Source organism: Leifsonia sp. 22587 (assembly GCF_052044215.1).
GTDB classification, from domain to species: Bacteria; Actinomycetota; Actinomycetes; order Actinomycetales; family Microbacteriaceae; genus Leifsonia; species Leifsonia shinshuensis_C.
The window spans coordinates 100,694-117,069 of sequence record NZ_JBQENB010000003.1 but is presented as its reverse complement, the minus strand read 5'-3'; the positions used below and the strand labels follow the sequence as shown (position 1 = coordinate 117,069).

The 16,376-nt window shown below is 71.2% G+C and carries 15 protein-coding genes; 8 read left to right on the top strand and 7 right to left on the bottom strand.

What is annotated here, in order from left to right:
* Positions 1-42 precede the first annotated feature (42 nt).
* The gene (locus ACTJI1_RS12660; RefSeq protein WP_440743386.1) at positions 43-603 is read left to right on the top strand and encodes a thioesterase family protein; all 561 of its coding nucleotides are present in this window, start codon (positions 43-45) and stop codon (positions 601-603) included.
* A gap of 9 nt (positions 604-612) precedes the next feature.
* On the opposite strand, the gene ACTJI1_RS12655 is transcribed toward ACTJI1_RS12660, so the two are convergent.
* A complete protein-coding gene (locus ACTJI1_RS12655; RefSeq protein WP_440742931.1) occupies positions 613-1,983 on the bottom strand; it encodes an FAD-binding oxidoreductase in 1,371 nt (456 codons plus the stop codon).
* Between the two features lie 96 nt (positions 1,984-2,079).
* On the opposite strand from ACTJI1_RS12655, the gene ACTJI1_RS12650 reads away from it, so the two are divergent.
* On the top strand, positions 2,080-3,045 hold the full coding sequence (locus tag ACTJI1_RS12650; RefSeq protein ID WP_440742930.1) for a DNA-3-methyladenine glycosylase family protein: 966 nt from the start codon (positions 2,080-2,082) through the stop codon (positions 3,043-3,045).
* A gap of 51 nt (positions 3,046-3,096) precedes the next feature.
* Here ACTJI1_RS12650 and ACTJI1_RS12645 read toward each other — a convergent pair whose 3' ends face one another.
* On the bottom strand, positions 3,097-3,645 hold the full coding sequence (locus ACTJI1_RS12645) for an SRPBCC domain-containing protein (protein WP_310133038.1): 549 nt from the start codon (positions 3,643-3,645) through the stop codon (positions 3,097-3,099).
* An 85-nt stretch (positions 3,646-3,730) separates the two neighbouring features.
* A complete protein-coding gene (locus ACTJI1_RS12640) occupies positions 3,731-5,320 on the bottom strand; it encodes a phytoene desaturase family protein (RefSeq protein WP_440742929.1) in 1,590 nt (529 codons plus the stop codon).
* Positions 5,321-5,403: 83 nt separating this feature from the next.
* On the opposite strand from ACTJI1_RS12640, the gene ACTJI1_RS12635 reads away from it, so the two are divergent.
* On the top strand, positions 5,404-9,036 hold the full coding sequence (locus tag ACTJI1_RS12635) for a proline dehydrogenase family protein (protein ID WP_440742928.1): 3,633 nt from the start codon (positions 5,404-5,406) through the stop codon (positions 9,034-9,036).
* Between the two features lie 5 nt (positions 9,037-9,041).
* A complete protein-coding gene (locus tag ACTJI1_RS12630; RefSeq protein ID WP_440742927.1) occupies positions 9,042-9,875 on the top strand; it encodes an aldo/keto reductase in 834 nt (277 codons plus the stop codon).
* A 37-nt stretch (positions 9,876-9,912) separates the two neighbouring features.
* Here the strand turns inward: ACTJI1_RS12630 and ACTJI1_RS12625 are convergent, their stop codons facing one another.
* The 4 genes from ACTJI1_RS12625 to ACTJI1_RS12610 form a co-directional block, all read right to left on the bottom strand.
* Complete coding sequence (locus tag ACTJI1_RS12625) at positions 9,913-11,337, bottom strand: sensor histidine kinase (RefSeq protein ID WP_440742926.1); 1,425 nt, start codon at positions 11,335-11,337, stop codon at positions 9,913-9,915.
* A complete protein-coding gene (locus ACTJI1_RS12620; protein WP_440742925.1) occupies positions 11,334-12,071 on the bottom strand; it encodes a response regulator transcription factor in 738 nt (245 codons plus the stop codon). The genes ACTJI1_RS12625 and ACTJI1_RS12620 overlap by 4 nt, the downstream gene beginning before the upstream one ends.
* A gap of 88 nt (positions 12,072-12,159) precedes the next feature.
* Positions 12,160-12,585: an SRPBCC family protein gene (locus tag ACTJI1_RS12615; protein ID WP_440742924.1), complete on the bottom strand. Its 426-nt coding sequence runs from the start codon at positions 12,583-12,585 to the stop codon at positions 12,160-12,162.
* A gap of 50 nt (positions 12,586-12,635) precedes the next feature.
* Positions 12,636-13,073: an Lrp/AsnC family transcriptional regulator gene (locus ACTJI1_RS12610; RefSeq protein ID WP_018189220.1), complete on the bottom strand. Its 438-nt coding sequence runs from the start codon at positions 13,071-13,073 to the stop codon at positions 12,636-12,638.
* 114 nt (positions 13,074-13,187) lie between these two features.
* Here ACTJI1_RS12610 and ACTJI1_RS12605 point away from each other — a divergent pair, with 114 nt between their 5' ends.
* From ACTJI1_RS12605 to ACTJI1_RS12590, 4 genes are all read left to right on the top strand, one after another.
* The gene (locus ACTJI1_RS12605; protein WP_440742923.1) at positions 13,188-14,672 is read left to right on the top strand and encodes a peptide MFS transporter; all 1,485 of its coding nucleotides are present in this window, start codon (positions 13,188-13,190) and stop codon (positions 14,670-14,672) included.
* A gap of 12 nt (positions 14,673-14,684) precedes the next feature.
* Positions 14,685-15,341, top strand: a complete 657-nt coding sequence (locus ACTJI1_RS12600; protein WP_440742922.1) for an MOSC domain-containing protein — start codon at positions 14,685-14,687, stop codon at positions 15,339-15,341.
* A 57-nt stretch (positions 15,342-15,398) separates the two neighbouring features.
* The gene (locus ACTJI1_RS12595) at positions 15,399-15,854 is read left to right on the top strand and encodes a VOC family protein (RefSeq protein WP_310133057.1); all 456 of its coding nucleotides are present in this window, start codon (positions 15,399-15,401) and stop codon (positions 15,852-15,854) included.
* A gap of 9 nt (positions 15,855-15,863) precedes the next feature.
* Positions 15,864-16,376, top strand: a 513-nt coding sequence (locus ACTJI1_RS12590; RefSeq protein ID WP_440742921.1) for a winged helix-turn-helix transcriptional regulator, incomplete at its 3' end; no start/stop codon positions are given.

Here is a 16,376-nt window from a genome sequence, read left to right as displayed (position 1 = left end):
CGGCGTACAACGAATGCGCCGATCCGTGATCTGATCACTACTATTGCCCGCGTGCACATGATCTTCCGGACGATGCTTCACGCGATCCTCTCGCGCTTCGGGCCCCGGCTCGGCCACTGGGATGTGGCGCGCACCCGCTTCCGGGTGCTGCCGACCGACCTCGACATCCTGAAGCACATGAACAACGGGGTGTACCTGTCGATCGCCGACATCGGGCGCTTCGACCTGCTGCAACGGAACGGCGTCTGGGCGATCTTCAAGCGCCGCGGCTGGTATCCGGTGGTCGCCTCCGAGACGATCTCCTTCCGGAAATCTCTGGAGCTGTGGCAGCCGTTCGTCGTGGAGTCGCGCATCCTCGGCTTCGACGAGAAGGCGGTCTACGTGGAGCAGCGCTTCACCGTCGACGGCGAGATCTACACGCAGGCGTTCATCCGGGGACGCTTCCTGAAGCGCTCGGGGGGCGTCGTATCGATCGCCGAGCTGCTGGAGGCGGTCGGTCCGTCGCCCACCGACGTCGCGGTGCCGGACTGGCTGCTGCAGTGGGGCGCGGACGCCGGGCTGCCCTCGACGCGCGTCGAGGCGCCCAGCGTCTGGAGTGAGTGAGCCGCCGACTCACGAAGGCCCGAAGGCGAACACCTTCTCCGGGTCCCACTGAGCGCGTGCCGCGGTCAACCGTTCGCCGACATCGCTGGGCCACCCGCTTTCGAAGGCCGCGCGGTCGGCCAGGTCGCCGGCGAAGTTCACGTTGGTGACAGCCGAGATGCAGTCGCGCAGCGCCTCGGCGATCGCCTGCGCGCGGGCGGGGGCCGCGTCGGCGAACACGGACGGGTCCGCGGCGAGCAGGGAGAGTGTGTAGCCGCTGTCGCGACCGCCCACCGCCGAGCCGTCGTCGGTGTCGCGCGCGGTGGCGCCGCCGAGCTGACGGAGCTCGACGGCGAGGAACGGCGAACCCGAGCCGGGGCCGGCGAGTTCCAGGATGACGTCCGCCGCGTCCTGATCGAAGGTGTCGAGCATGTAGCCGCGGATCCAGGTCGGGCCGCCCTCCTCCGGATCGTTGTGGATGCTCGCGACAGCGGTGGCGGGCATCTCCGCCACGAAGTCCAGGTAGACGGGGGCCGCATCCCGGATCGGGGCGAACAGGCGCTCGCCCTCGGCGGTGGCGCCCGGGAAGGCGAAGCGGACGCTGAGAACCGTTCGGCCGCGCAGGGGCGGCGGCGGCCCGTCCACATCCGGGACCGTGAGCAGTGCGACGGAGGTGGTCGCCTCATCCGGCAGCTCGGCGGACCAGTCGACCCAGGCGCGCAGCGCCGGTTCGATCGCGCCGCCCTCGAAGAAGACGCTGCCTCCGTAGAGGGAACGCAGCGGGACGAGTTCCAGCGTCATGCGCGTGACGACCGCCAGGCCGCCCTTTCCGCCGCGGAGCGCCCAGAAGAGGTCGGCGTTGGTCTCGCGGTCGGCCACGACGATGCGGCCGTCCGCGGTGACGACGCGGAAGCCGCGGATCCAGTCGGAGGTGAAGCCGTAACGCCGGGCGAGCGGGCCGAGGCCGCCGCCGAGGCTGTAACCGACCGCTCCGACGCTGGTGGACGACCCGGTCACCGGAGCGAGACCGTGCTCCGCCGCCGCGATGATGACCGGCGCCCAGCGGAGCCCCGCGTCGATGTGGGCGAGCCGTGCGTCGGCGTCGATAGTGAGGCCGTTGAGGCCGCGCGTGGTGATGATCATTCCGCCGACGATCGGCGCCTCGGCGCCGTGGCCGGTGGCCTGGACGCGGACCGGCAGGCCGGCCGAGCGGGCGAAGAGCACGGCCTCCACCACATCCTGCTCGTCGGAGACGGCGACGACGATGTCGGGATCATGCCGGATGGCGGGGTTGAAGCAGGTGACTTCGGCGGCGAGCCCCTCGTCGCCGCGGACATAGACGGTTCCGGTCACGGCGTCGCGCAGGCGCGCGACAGCGGACGTGTCGAGTTCGATTCCCATGGCGGAAATCTAGGGGAGACCCCCGACACGCGGGAAGGGTCTCGGGAGGCGAGATGTGCACGCCGGAAGGTCAGCCGCGTGACGTAGCATTCCAGCATGTCCGCCGTCCTGCCCGCACCACGCGCCGCCGGGCCGGGCGCGGCGCCCGACGCGGAGACCGTGTACCGTCCGTCCGGCCCTCTCGACATGCCGGGCACGCTCGCCCTGCTCGCCCGGGGTCCCTACGATCCCACCAGCGCGTGGGATCTGCGCGGGATGTGGCGCACCTGGCGTACCCCGCACGGCGCGGCGACGCTGCGCATCCATCGCCCGTCGCCCGACGGCTCCGTCGCGGCAGCGGCCTGGGGGCCGGGCGCCGGGTGGGCCATCGCCGCGGTCCCGGGTCTGCTGGGACGGGACGACGACTGGTCCGGCCTCGACGTGAGCGGCCACCCCCTGCTGCGCGACAGCCGGCACCGCAACCCCGGTCTGCGCCTGGCTCGCACGGGCCGGATGCTGGAGGCGCTCATCCCGGCGATCATCGAGCAGCGGGTGACGAGCCTGGAGGCGTACCGCTCGTGGGCGCGGCTGCTGCGCTGGTACGGCGAGCCGGCGCCCGGCCCTGCGCCGGAGGGCATGCGCGTCGTCCCCACGCTGGAGCAGTGGCGCGGGATCCCATCGTGGGAGTGGCATCGCGCCGGTGTCGACCCGGGCCGGGCACGAACCGTCCAGGCCGTGCTCGCCGTCGCACCCTCGCTGGAGCGGGCCGTGGAGCGCGCGGGAACGCTCGCCGCGGCGGAGACCGCGCTGAAGACCATCCCGGGCGTCGGGGTCTGGACGGCCGCGGAGACGCTGCAGCGCTCCCACGCGCATCCCGACCTGGTGAGTGTCGGCGACTACCACCTCGCGCACCAGGTCGGCGAGGCGCTGACCGGGAGCCGCGTCGACGACGAGGGGATGCTGGAGCTCCTGGAGCCGTGGCGCGGACACCGGCAGCGGGTCGTTCGGCTCATCCTGGCGAGCGGGTTCCGCTTCCAGCGACGCGGTCCGCGGATAACGCTGCAGGATCACCGCTGGCATTGAGCCGTGCGCCTGAGGCGGCCTGGCCGGCCTGGGCGGGCGCGGTGGACTGCGTCAGGCGCGGCCGGCGCGCGCGGCTGCGGCGTCGGTGCGGAGGTCGCGGTCGAGCTCCCGGCACAGCGACTTGTAGTGGTCCATCATCACGGGACCGTAACTGCTCCACTCGGGAGCCGGCTTGTGGTCATGCGCGGCGACCAGGCGGTCGAGGTAGTAGTCCCAGCGCGGTCCCGCGTCGGCCTCCTCGGTCAGCGAGCGCAGCCGCCGCCCGACGGTGACCGTGGTGCGGCCCGTCGCCTCGGTCAGGTGCACGAACATGCGATGGGAGGAGCCGGCCGCTCCGATGTCCGCGTGCAGCCGGTGCGGCGCCGCGCACTCCATGACCGTGACGTCCTGCCACTCCGCGTCGTCGCCGTCGGCCGTCATGCGCAGCTTCACCGCGCCGGTCGAACCGGAGCCGGTGTACTCGCCCAGCCACTCGGCCAGCCGGGGGGACCGGCTGAAGTACGTCCACACCTCCTCGATGGGCGCACGGAACATGCGATCGAGAACGAGATAGACCCCGTCGTCCTTGCGGACGAGTCGTCCTGTCGGCTGCGGCATCATGGTGACCTCCGTCGGCTCAGCCTCTGGTGATGCACACACTAGTCACGCCGGCCCGGAAGCGGCAGAGGGCTGGTTTCGAGAGCTCTCAGCCTTCGAGCACGGCCATCGCGGCGTTGTGGCCGCCGAGGCCGCTGACGGCTCCACCGCGCCGGGCTCCGGAGCCGCAGAGCAGGATGCGCGGGTGCCGGGTGGCGACGCCCCACCGCTCGGCCGGGGTGGCGAGCGGTTCGTCGTCCTCGGCGAACGGCCAGGAGAGCGGGCCGTGGAAGATGTTGCCTCCCGGCATGTTCAGCGCCTGCTCCAGGTCGCGCGTCGTCTTCGTCTCGATGCAGGGCCTGCCGTCCGCGTCGGTCAGCATCAGGCTCTCGATCGGCTCGGCGAGAACCGAGTCGAGCGACGCGAGCACCGCATCCTGCAGCCGCTGCCGGGTGGCGTCGTTGTTCTCGTCGGTGAGCCAGCGGTCGGGGGTGTGCAGCCCGAACACCGTCAGGGTCTGCGCGCCGGTCGCCGCCAGCTCGGGGTCGAGGATGCTCGGGTCGGCGAGGGTGTGGCAGTAGATCTCGCAGGGGAGGAGCTCGGGCATGACGCCGCGGGTCATCCCGGCGTACGCCTCCTCGAGCTGGCTGTACGTCTCGTTGATGTGGAACGTGCCGCCGAAGGCCGCGGCCGGGTCGATGGCGTCGTCGCGGAGGCGGGGGAGGCGCTCGAGCAGGAGGTTCACCTTGACCTGGGCGCCCTCCGCCCGCTCGCGCGGCGGCTCCGGCGTCTCGCCGAGCAGGCCGTCGAGCACATCGGGGGCGACGTTGACGAGGACCGTCGCGCCCTCGACCCGCCGTTCGTGGCCGTTGCGGACGTATTCGACGGTGCCGTCGGGGTCGATGCGCGTCACCTCGGCGCCGGTCACGATCCGGGCTCCGGCCTCCCGGGCGACGCGCGCGAGCTCGCCGGTGACCGCGCCCATGCCGCCGACCGGCACATCCCACTCGCCCGTCCCCTGGCCGATCACGTGGTAGAGGAAGCAGCGGTTCTGCGACAGGTCGGGGTCCGAGACGCTGGCGAACGTGCCGATCAGGGCGTCGGTCGCGACGACGCCGCGCACGAGATCGCTCTGCACGCGGGACTCGATGAACTCGCCGATCGGCCGCTCGATGAGCGCATCCCAGAGCTCGTCGTCGCCCACCAGGGCGCGCGCCTCCGACCGGGTGAGCAGCGGCTCGGTGACCGTCGGCCACAGCGCCGCGGCGAGCTCGCCGGTGCTGCGGTAGACGGAGTCGAACCCGGCGGCGTCGTCGGCCGCGCCGATGCGCGCGAAGGAGGCGGCGGTGGCAGCGTGGTCGGTGTTGTCGATCAGCAGACCCGCGCCGGCGGGGTCGCCGGGCACAGGGGTATAGGAGGAGTAGCGCCGGCGGGCCAGGCGGATGTCGAGCCCGAGGTCGCCGATGATGCGCTGCGGCAGCAGGCTCACGAGGTAGGAGTAGCGCGACAGGCGCGCCTCGACACCCGCGAACGCCTGCGCGCTGACCGCGGCGCCGCCGACGTCGTCCAGGCGCTCGAGCAGGATGACGGACTTGCCCGCGCGGGCCAGGTAAGCGGCCGCCGTGAGGCCGTTGTGGCCGCCGCCGACGATGACGATGTCGTGCGTCGCGGCGGAGGACGAGGTGGAGCGGTCGGTCATGGATCGACTCTAGCCGCGACGAGTTATCCACATCTTCAGGTCGCTTCCGGGAGCGTTCGGGGCCGGGTAATAGTGTCGTCACCATGGTCGATGCAACAGATGGCGCTGACACGCGCCCGGCGGCGATCGCTCACGAGGCGGTCGAGCTGGTGCGACGGTGGCTCGCCGAGAGCGGGCGGGGAGCCGACGGCTCCACGGCGCGGCGGGACCCCGCCGCCGAGCGGCTGGCGGGGGTGCTGAGCGATCCCGAGGGTCTGGAGTTCGCGGTGGGCTTCGTCGACGGCGTCGCGCGTCCGCAGGACCTGTTCGTCGCCGGCTACAACCTGCAGCGGGTCGCCAGGCGCATCCCGCGGTTCCTTCCGTGGTGGCAGCGCGCCGCGATCTGGCTCGGCGGAGTGTTCGGCCCGGTGCTGCCGTGGGTGGTCATCCCGCTGGCGCGGCTGGTCCTCCGGCGGATGGTCGGCCACCTGGTGGTCGACGCGACGCCCGACAAGCTCGGGCCCGCTCTCGCCCGCCTGCGCGAGCCGGGTGACCCGGCGGGTCACGGCTCGCGCCTCAACCTCAACCTGCTCGGCGAGGCGGTGCTCGGCGAGAAGGAGGCGCTGCGGCGATTCGACGGGACGCGGACGCTGCTCGCGCGCGACGACGTCGACTACGTCTCGATCAAGGTCTCCTCGATCGCCTCGCAGCTGTCGATGTGGGCGTTCGACGAGACCGTCGACCGGGTGGTCGACCGCCTGACGCCGCTCTACGAGCTCGCGGCGGCGTCGCCGACCCCGAAGTTCATCAACCTCGACATGGAGGAGTACCGCGATCTCGACCTGACGATGGCGGTGTTCATGCGCATCCTCAGCCGTCCCGAGTTCCTCGGGCTGGAGGCGGGGATCGTGCTGCAGGCGTATCTGCCGGACGCGCTGGACGCGCTGCAGACGCTCACCGAGTGGGCGACGCAGCGCCGCATCCAGGGCGGGGCTCCGGTCAAGGTGCGCGTGGTGAAGGGCGCCAACCTGGCGATGGAGCGGGTCGACGCCACCATCCACGACTGGCCGCTGGCGACCTACTCGAGCAAGCAGTCGACCGACGCCAACTACAAGCGGGTGCTGGACTGGGCGCTCACCCCGGAGCACGCGGATGCGGTCAAGATCGGGGTCGCCGGGCACAACCTGTTCGACATCGCCTACGCCTGGCTGCTCGCGTCGCGCCGCGGGGTGACCGACCGGATCGACTTCGAGATGCTGCTGGGCATGGCGACGGCGCAGGCGGAGGTCGTGACCCGGACGGTGGGGCGCCTGGTGCTCTACACGCCGGTGGTCGACCCGCGCGAGTTCGATGTCGCGATCTCCTACCTGATCCGCCGGCTGGAGGAGAACGCCAGCCCGGAGAACTTCATGTCCGCGGTCTTCGAGCTGGGATCCGACCCCACGCTGTTCGAGCGCGAGAAGCAGCGGTTCCTCGCGTCGGTCGCCGAGTTCGAGGCGGACCGGCAGCGCGGGGCGACGCCTGTCCCGAACCGGCAGCAGGACCGTACGCGCGAGTGGCAGGACGCCTCGGCGCCGTCGTTCACGCATCCTCCGGCGGCCGACGCAGCGCCCGGCGGCGACGAGGGGCTGACGAGCGTGGTGCTCGGCTTGACGCGCGGGTCCGCGGGCGTCGAGCTGCGGGCGCCGGACGCCTTCCGGAACGCGCCGGAAACCGATCCGTCCCGGGCCGCCAACCGTGGCTGGGGGCGGCGCATCCTCGTCCGCGCGGAATCGACCAGCATTGGCGTCGACACCATCGAAGCCGCGGTCATCACCGACGCGTCGCGACTGGATGGGATCCTTCAGTCGGTCTCCGAGGCCGGCGCCGCATGGGGCGCACGCTCCGGGCAGGACCGCGCGGTGCTGCTCGACCGCGCGGGCCACGCCCTCGAAGCGAATCGCGACCGCCTGATCGAGGTCATGGCCGCGGAGACCGGCAAGACCATCGCCGAAGCCGACCCCGAGGTGAGCGAGGCCGTCGACTTCGCGCACTACTACGCGACGCGGGCACGCGAGCTGGATGCGGTGCAGGGCGCGCGGTTCGTGCCGTCCCGCCTCACCGTCGTCGCGCCGCCCTGGAACTTCCCGGTCGCGATCCCTGCCGGCTCGGTTCTCGCGGCGCTCGCCGCGGGGAGCGGCGTGATCATCAAGCCGGCGCCCCAGGCGCGCCGCGCGGCCGCCGTCATGGTGGAGGCGTTGTGGGAGGCGGGCATCCCGCGCGAGGTGCTAGCACTGGTCGACGTCGCCGAGAACGACCTCGGCCGGCAGCTCATCTCCGACCCGCGCGTCGACCGCGTCATCCTCACCGGGTCGTACGACACCGCGCGGCTGTTCCGGTCGTGGCGGCCGGACCTTCCGCTGCTGGCGGAGACGAGCGGCAAGAACGCGATCATCGTCACCCCGAGCGCCGACTACGACCTGGCCGTCGCCGACATCGTCAGGAGCGCGTTCGGGCATGCGGGACAGAAGTGCTCCGCCGCCAGCCTGGTCATCCTCGTCGGTTCGGTGGGAACGTCCGAGCGGTTCCGCAATCAGCTCGTCGACGCGACGACGAGCCTGCGAGTGGGATACCCGCAGGACCCGGCCAGCCAGATGGGCCCGCTGATCGAACCGGCGTCGGGCAAGCTGCTGCATGCACTCACCACGCTGGGCGCCGGGGAGGAGTGGCTCGTCCAGCCGAAGCCGCTGGACGGCTCGGGGCGGCTGTGGTCTCCGGGGATCCGGACGGGCGTGGCGCCGGGATCGTACTTCCATCTCACGGAGTTCTTCGGACCCGTTCTCGGCATCATGACCGCGCGCAACCTCGACGAGGCGATCCGGTACCAGAACGCCGTCGAGTACGGGCTGACGGCCGGGCTCCACTCGCTAGACGCCGAGGAGCTCGCGCACTGGCTCGACACCGTCGAGGCGGGCAACCTCTACGTGAACCGCGGCATCACCGGGGCGATCGTGCGCCGTCAGCCGTTCGGAGGGTGGAAGCGGTCGTCGGTCGGCGCCGGCGCCAAGGCCGGAGGTCCGAACTACGTGATCGGGCTCGGCTCGTGGGTGCCGGAGGCGGGCAGCTCCAGCTCGAGCCTGCACCTGCGCGGGCTCGAACCCCGCGTCTCGGACCTGATCGAATCGGGGCAGTCGTCGATGGACTACCCGTCGTTCGACCTCGTGCGACGTTCCGCGCTCAGCGACGCGATCGCGGTGGCCACGGAATACCACCGGGTGAAGGACGTCTCGGGTCTCGGGGTCGAGCGGAACCTGTTCCGGTATCGCCCGGTTCCGGTGGCGATCCGATTGTCGGAGGGCAGCTCGCTGCCAGAGCTGCTGCGGGTCATGGCGGCGGCGACGGTCGCGCGCTCGCCGTTCACGGTCAGCACGCCGGCAGCGCTGCCCAAGCGGATGCTCGCCCTGCTGCGAGAACGGGAGGTCGAGGTGACCGTCGAGTCGGATGCGCACTGGCTGTCGCGGGTGCGCGGCCGCCGGATCACCGCTCACCGCATCCGCCTCATCGGCGGCGACCCCGCGGCGCTCGCGGCCGCCCTGGGCGGAACGCCGGACGTCGCGGTCTACCACGGTCCGGTCACGCCGTCGGGGCGGGTCGAGGTGCTGACGTTCCTCCACGAGCAGGCGATCTCGATCACCAACCACCGGTTCGGCAACCCGACGACACTGTCGGACGGGGTCATCGAGTCGCGCGTAGGGTGACAGGCATGACGAGTTCGATCCCCTCCCTCCCGCTGGCCGGTGGCGGCAGCATCCCGCAGCTCGGTCTCGGCACGTGGCCGCTCGACGACGCCGAGGTGGAGCAGGCGGTCGTGGCCGCCGCCGGCATCGGCTACCGCCACGTCGACACCGCCGCCAAGTACGGCAACGAGGTCGGCGTCGGTCGCGGAGTCGCCGCGAGCGGTGTCCCGCGCGACGACTGGTTCGTGACGACGAAGCTCGACGGCAACTACCAGGGCGACGACCGCGCTGTGGCCGGTCTCGACGCGAGCCTGCAGCGGCTGGGGCTCGACTACGTGGACCTGCTGCTCATCCACTGGCCGCTCCCGCAGCGCGACCAGTTCGTGTCCACCTGGGAGACGTTCATCCGGCTCCGTGAGGCGGGCAAGGCGCGCGCGATCGGTGTCTCCAACTTCAAGCCGGCGCATATCGACCGTCTCCTCGCCGAGACCGGCGTCGCCCCCGCGGTCAACCAGATCCAGCTAAGCCCGGCGATCCCGCGGCGGGAGCAGCGCGCCTACGACAGCGAGCACGACATCGTGACCGAGTCGTGGAGCCCGATCGGCGGAAGCGGCGACCTGCTGGCCGAGCCGGTCCTCGCCGACCTGGCAGCGAAGCACGGGCGCACGCCCAGCCAGATCGTCCTGCGCTGGCACGTGCAGAACGGGCTGGTCGCCATCCCGAAGTCGCGCAATCCCGAGCGCATGGCCGAGAACCTCGCGGTGTTCGACTTCGAGCTCGACGCCGACGATCTGTCCCAGCTCGACCGGCTCGACGAGGGCCCGGACGCGGGCGTCGACTCCGATCACACGGGGCACTGACCGGGGGCCGGGAGGCCGGGGACCGGGAGACCGGCCTTCAGTCCCGCAGCAGCGGCAGCATGACCGTCACAGTCAGCCCCGAGGGCTCCGCGTTCCGCAACTCCACGCTGCCGCCCGCTGCCCCCGCTAGCGCGCCGACGATCGCGAGACCCAGTCCGCCGCCGGACTGTCCAGTGCGCGCGCCGTCCGCGCGGGTGAAGCGGTCGAGCGCGACCGGGATGAACGCCTCCGGCATCCCCGGGCCGGAGTCCCGGACGGTGAGCACCACCGACTCGGCGCCCTGCGCCTCCGCCGACAGGGCGAGCGACGCGGTGACCGTCGCCTCCGCGTGATCGCCGTCCGACGAGCGGATCGCCGTGATCGCGTTGCCGAGCAGGTTGTCCAGGATGCGGCCGAAGTCCGTAGGCGACAACGCGACGCGCGCGCCCGCGTCCGGGCGGCGCCGCGGGTCGTATTCGAAGTCGACGGAGATCCCGGTGGCGTCGTCGTCGCTGCTCACGAGCAGCCGGGCGCGGTCGATCGCGTCGGTCAGCTCGTCGACGAGCGTCCGCCAGTCGATGCGCCCGCTCGACGGTCCCGCCTCGATGCGCGACAGCTCGAGCAGGTTGTTCGCCAGCTGCGCGAGACGGATGGATGTTGCGTGAGATGAGCGGATGTCCTGCAGCAGGGCGTCGGCGTCGCCCGCATCCAGCTCGGCCAGCTCCAGCTGCCCGCGGAGCACGGCCAGCGGCGTCCGCAGCTCGTGGCTCGCATCCGACACCATCTGCCGCTCCCGGTCCGCCGACGCGCGCAGGCGCAGGATGAGGTCGTTCAGGGTCGTCGCCAGCTCGGACAGCTCGTCCTGCGCGGGGCCGACCGGCAGGAGGCCCGCCTCGTCGGGCGTGGAGGCGGCGATCCGGTCCGCCTGCTCGCGCATCCGGCTCACCGGGCGCAGCGCCGTGCGCGCCAGCAGCCAGGAGGCGCCGCCGAACGCGAAGATCAGCACGCCCGCGCCGACAAGGAGCGCAGCGGTGAGGCGGTCGAGCAGCAGGTCCGTCGTCTCGCTGTTCCGGGCCGCCAGCACGTACCGCACCCCGTCGGACGTGGCGACGCTCCGCGTGAGCACGAGGTAGTGCTCGCCGCCCGCCTCGACGTCGTGCGCGCCGTCTCCCTGGCTGATCAGCCGGCCGATCCGGTCTTCGAGACCCTCGGGCATGGTGGAGGCGAGGATGCTGCCGTCCGAGGACACGACGGCCAGCTCCTGGCCGCCGCCCGGGAGGTCGAACGGACCGTCCGGGTTCGTCGGGAGCCCCTCCACGGGAGCGGTGACGTCGTTGTTGAGCAGGGTGAGGGTGGCGTTGTGGAGGATCGACGACACACCGATCCGGATGACGACGACCGCGAGCAGTGCGAACAGGGCGGCGACGACCAGACTGCCGATCGTGATGCGCGCCGAGATCGACAGCCGCCGCAGGCGATTCACGGAGTCGATGCGCCGTCGTGAGCGGCCGCGTCGGCGCCCGCTGTCCTCTTCGGGTCGGCCGCGTTGCGGGCGTCGAGGCGGTAGCCGCGCCCGCGCTCGGTCACGATGGAGAGCCCGGCGCCGGCCGCGTCCAGCTTCTTGCGCAGGTACGACACGTACTGGTCGATCACGTTGGTGCCGATGTTCTCGGTCGTGCCCCACACCGACTCCAGGATGTCCGCGCGGGAGAGCGTCTTGTCGGGGTTCGTCGCGAACAGGCGCAGGAGGGTGAACTCCCGCCGGCTCAACGGCATCTCGTGCCCGGCGACGAGCGCCTGGTGCTCGTGCGAGTCGATGGTGAGGCGTCCGACCGTCACCTGGGGGCGCATCCCGCTCGGCTCGCGGCGCAGCAGGGCCCGGACGCGTGCCGCCAGCTCGGCGAACGCAAAGGGCTTGGTCAGGTAGTCGTCGGCGCCGGAGTCGAGCCCGTGGACGCGGTCCTCGATGGCGTCGCGGGCGGTGAGGAGGAGGATCGGCATTGGGTTGGACGCCTCCCGGATGTGGCGGCACAGCTCGAAGCCGCTCATCCCGGGCAGCATCACGTCGATCGCGGCGGCGGAGAACGTGTCGCCACGGAGGGCGATCAGAGCGTCGACGCCGTTGTTGACCAGGGTGACCTCGTAGCCCTCGGCGGCGAGGCCGCGCTGGACGAGGCCGCCCATGTCCGGATCGTCTTCGACAACGAGCAGCTTCATGCGCCCATCGTGCCACTGTTGGCCGTGTCGCCGCTCGGATGGCGGCGCGACGGGACGCGGCGGCTCTGAAGGTTCTCGCAGGCCGCGCTCAGCGCTCTTCGACGACGCTCTTGAGGCTCTCGAGCACGGCGCCCCAGTTGGCGGCCATCCGCTCGGCGTCCGCCTCGTCGGCGCAGCCGTCCTGCGTGATCGTCACGCGCGTCGCCGCACCGTCGTCGGCGAGCAGGTACGACACGGTCTGGTAGCTGTCGGGCACGTCCGGCTTCCCGCTGAGCGGGCTGTAGTAGCTGGTGACGAGGCGGTCCTCCGGCTCGATCTCGAGGATCACGCCCTTGTCCTCGTAGGGCTTGCCCTCCCACTCGCCGTGGTAGACGATCGGGCTGCCCGGACGCCAGTCGGTCTCGACGCGGCTGCCGAAGAGGAACCGGGAGATGGTGTCCGGGTCCGTGAGCGCCTGCCAGAGGCGCTCGCGGGAGGCGTCGATGCGGATGTCGGCCCGTGCTGTCGTGCTCATGCCGCCACTCTCGTCCGGTCGGGGCCGGACGTCTTGAAGATTCGCGACAGTCAGGCGTTGCCGCGGTTGATGAGCCGGGAGAGCACGATCGCGCTCCGCGTGTGGTCGACGTTCGGCGCCAGCCGCACCTTCTCGAGCGCGGCTTCGAGGCTCGGGATGTCGCGGGAGCGGATGTGCACGATCGCGTCCGCGCTGCCGGTCACGGTGCCGGCGTCCACGACCTCGGGCACCGCGGAGAGGATGCGCAGCAGCTCCTCGGGGGACACGGTCCCGCGGCAGAACAGCTCCACGTACGCCTCGGTGCTCATGCCGTCGATCGCCGGGTCGACCTGGATGGTGAACCCGCGGATCACCCCGTCGGCGACCAGCCGGTCGACGCGACGCTTCACGGCGGAGGCGGAGAGCCCCACCACCGAGCCGATGTCGCCGTAGCCGGCCCGCGCGTTCTGGCGCAGGAGGTCGAGGATGCTGCGATCGAGGTTGTCCACGGGCCGAGTTTATGGCGGATCGTTGCGTCTGCGTCAAGGATGTGACCGAATTGTGCGTATCGACGCAATGTCTCGCCATCTGCCGCGTTTCGAAGCCGCACCGACGGTGGGAGCATGGGCGCCATGAGCGAAACCGACACCGCGCCGGCCCGCCGCGACGACGACGCGAGCCACGGCTTCTTCGGGCAGCCGCGAGCGCTCGCCAACATCTTCGGCGTCGAGATGTGGGAGCGCTTCTCCTTCTACGGCATGCAGGGCATCCTGCTCATCTACCTCTACTACTCGGTGGAGCGCGGCGGCCTCGGGATAGATCAGCCCACCGCCGCGGGCGTGGTGGGCGCCTACGGTGGCGCGGTCTACCTGGCCACGATCCTCGGCGCCTGGCTCGCCGACCGCCTGTTCGGCTCCGAGCGGGTGCTGTTCTGGAGCGCCGTGGTCATCATGGCCGGGCACATTTCGCTCGCCCTCATCCCCGGAGTCGCCGGTGTGCTCGTCGGCCTGCTGTTCGTCGCCCTCGGCAGCGGCGGACTCAAGGCGAACGCGACCCGCATCGTCGGGACCCTCTATGAGGAGAAGGACCCGCGGCGCGACGCCGGCTTCTCCCTCTTCTACCTCGGCATCAACCTCGGCGCCTTCTTCGGGCCGCTGCTGACCGGGTTGCTGCAGACGACGCTCGGCTTCCACTGGGGCTTCGCGCTCGCCGCGGTCGGCATGGCGATCGGCCTCATCCAGTACTCGCTGGGCCGGAAGCGCCTGCCCGACGCATCCCGCCATGTCCCGAACCCGCTGGAGCGCCGGCGCTACCCGCTGGTCATCGGGATCGGGGTGGCCGGGATCATCGTGATCGTCGTCCTGGTGCTCACGCACGTCATCAACGCCTTCAACCTGGCGCTCTGGGTGATCGGCGTCACGATCGTCGCCGCCATCGCCTACTTCGTCGTGATCCTGTCCTCGCGGCTGCTGAACAGCGACGAGCGCAGCCGCATCCTCGCCTTCATCCCGCTGTTCATCACGAACGCGGCGTTCTGGTCGCTCTACCAGCAGCAGTTCACCGTGGTGACCATCTACTCCGACGAGCGGTTGAACCGCGACCTCTTCGGGTGGGAGTTCCCGGTCTCGTGGGTGCAGTCCATCAACCCGATCTTCATCATCCTGCTGTCCGGTGTCTTCGCCGCGATCTGGACGAAGTGGGGCGAGAAGCAGCCGTCGACCCCGATCAAGTTCGCGGCGGGAACCGTAGTGATGGGCCTCGCGTTCTTCCTCTTCCTGTTCTGGGCGGGCGGCGGCAAGAACAGCACGCCGCTGCTCGCGATGGTCGGCATCCTCCTCGTCTTCACGATCGCGGAGCTGCTCATCTCGCCGGTCGGGCTGTCCGCCTCCACGAAGCTCGCACCACGCTCGTTCCAGGCGCAGATGGTGGCGCTGTACTTCCTGTCGGTGGCGCTCGGCACGGCGATGGCGGGGCAGCTCGCCAAGCTGTACAAGCCGGAGACGGAGGGCGTCTACTTCAGCATCATCGGCGGCGTGGCCGTCGTCATCGGCATCCTGCTCGCTCTGATCAGCCCCTGGGTGCTGCGGATGATGCGCGGGGTGCGCTGACATACTGGGCCGATGGCAGAGATTCTCGCGGTGTGCCGGGTGGAGCAGCTGCTTCCCGATTCCGGGATCGGCGTCACCGCCATCGACAAGCGGCCCGCAAACCGGCGCCTGAGGGTGCGGCCGCTCGGGCTCTTCGGCGACGTGCAGGCGGACCGGAAGCACCACGGCGGCCCGTCGAAGGCGCTCTACGCCTACGCCGAGGAGGACGCGGCGGTCTGGGCAAGCAAGCTGGACCTGCCGATCCCGGCGGGACTGTTCGGCGAGAACCTGCGCACCTCGGGCCTCGACGTGAACGGCGCCGAGATCGGGGAGCGCTGGGCGATCGGCGACGAGCTGATCGTGGAGGTGACGTGCCCGCGCGAGCCCTGCGCGACGTTCCAGCGCCGGATGCGCGAGCCGCAGTGGGTGAAGCGCTTCACCGAGGAGGGCCGGCCCGGCGCCTACCTCTCGGTGGTCAAGTCGGGCAGCGTCGGAGCGGGCGACGCCGTCAGGGTCGTGTCGCGGCCGGGCCACGGGGTGACGGTCGCGTCCTGGTTCTCGGGTGCGGATGCCGCCCAGACGCTCGCGCTGGAGGCCGCGGAGGCGGATGGCCGGGTGCGGCTGGCGCGGGAGATGCGGGAGGCGATCGCCTCGCTTCGCAAACGCGGTTTACTTGTTCTTGACAAGTGAACTTGCAAAGAGCAAGCTAGGCGTATTCCGACACCGGATCATCCACAGGAGGACATCATGGCCACCAACATCTTCGTCAACATCCCGACGGCCGACCTCGACCGCTCCAAGGCGTTCTACGAGGCGCTCGGCTACACGATCAACCCGCTCTTCACCGACGAGAACGCGGCCTGCGTCGTGCTCAGCGACACCATCTACTTCATGGTGCAGACCCGCGAGTTCTACGCCACCTTCACCGACAAGCAGATCATCGACCCGCACAGCCAGGCCGGGGCATCGATCGCCCTGAGCGCCGACTCCCGCGAGGGCGTGGACGCGATCGTCGCGAAGGGCATCGAGGCGGGCGGCAACGAGCCGCGCCCCGCGCAGGACTACGGCTTCATGTACTCCCGCGACCTCGAGGACCCGGACGGCAACAACCTGTCCTACCTCTGGATGGCGCCGGAAGCCGCCGAGAAGGGGCCGGAGGCGTACATGACCGGGCAGGGCGCCGACGTTCCCGCCCAGGCCTGACGGCCGCGCATGGCGGCACGGTCACCACGGGGCTTCGGCCAGTCCGGGGGAGTGGCGCGCGCGGTCGAGCGGGTCGGCGAACGGTGGGCACTGCTCATCGTCCGCGACCTGCTCGCCGGCGCGCGACGCTACAGCGACCTGAAGGCGGGGCTCCCGCGCATCCCCACGAACATCCTGAGCGACCGGCTCAAGGAGCTGCAGCAGTCCGGGGTCATCCGTCGCGTGCCGACGGTACGCGGCGGGTACGAGCTGACCGCCCTCGGGCGCGAGCTCGAGCCGGTGGTGCTGGCGCTCGAACGCTGGGGCTGGGCGGTGTCTGAGGAGCGCGCTGAGGGCGACGTGCTCACAACCGACGCCCTGGGTGTGACGCTGCGCGCTGCGTTCCGCGTGGAGGAGGCGGAGACGCTGCCCGCCACCGAGTACCTCATCCACGTCGGGGACGCCTCCGTCAGCGTTCTCGTCGCGGGGCGCGTGCTCGACGTGCTGGACGTGGGGCCGGACGCGCTGCCCCAGCCGCAGCGG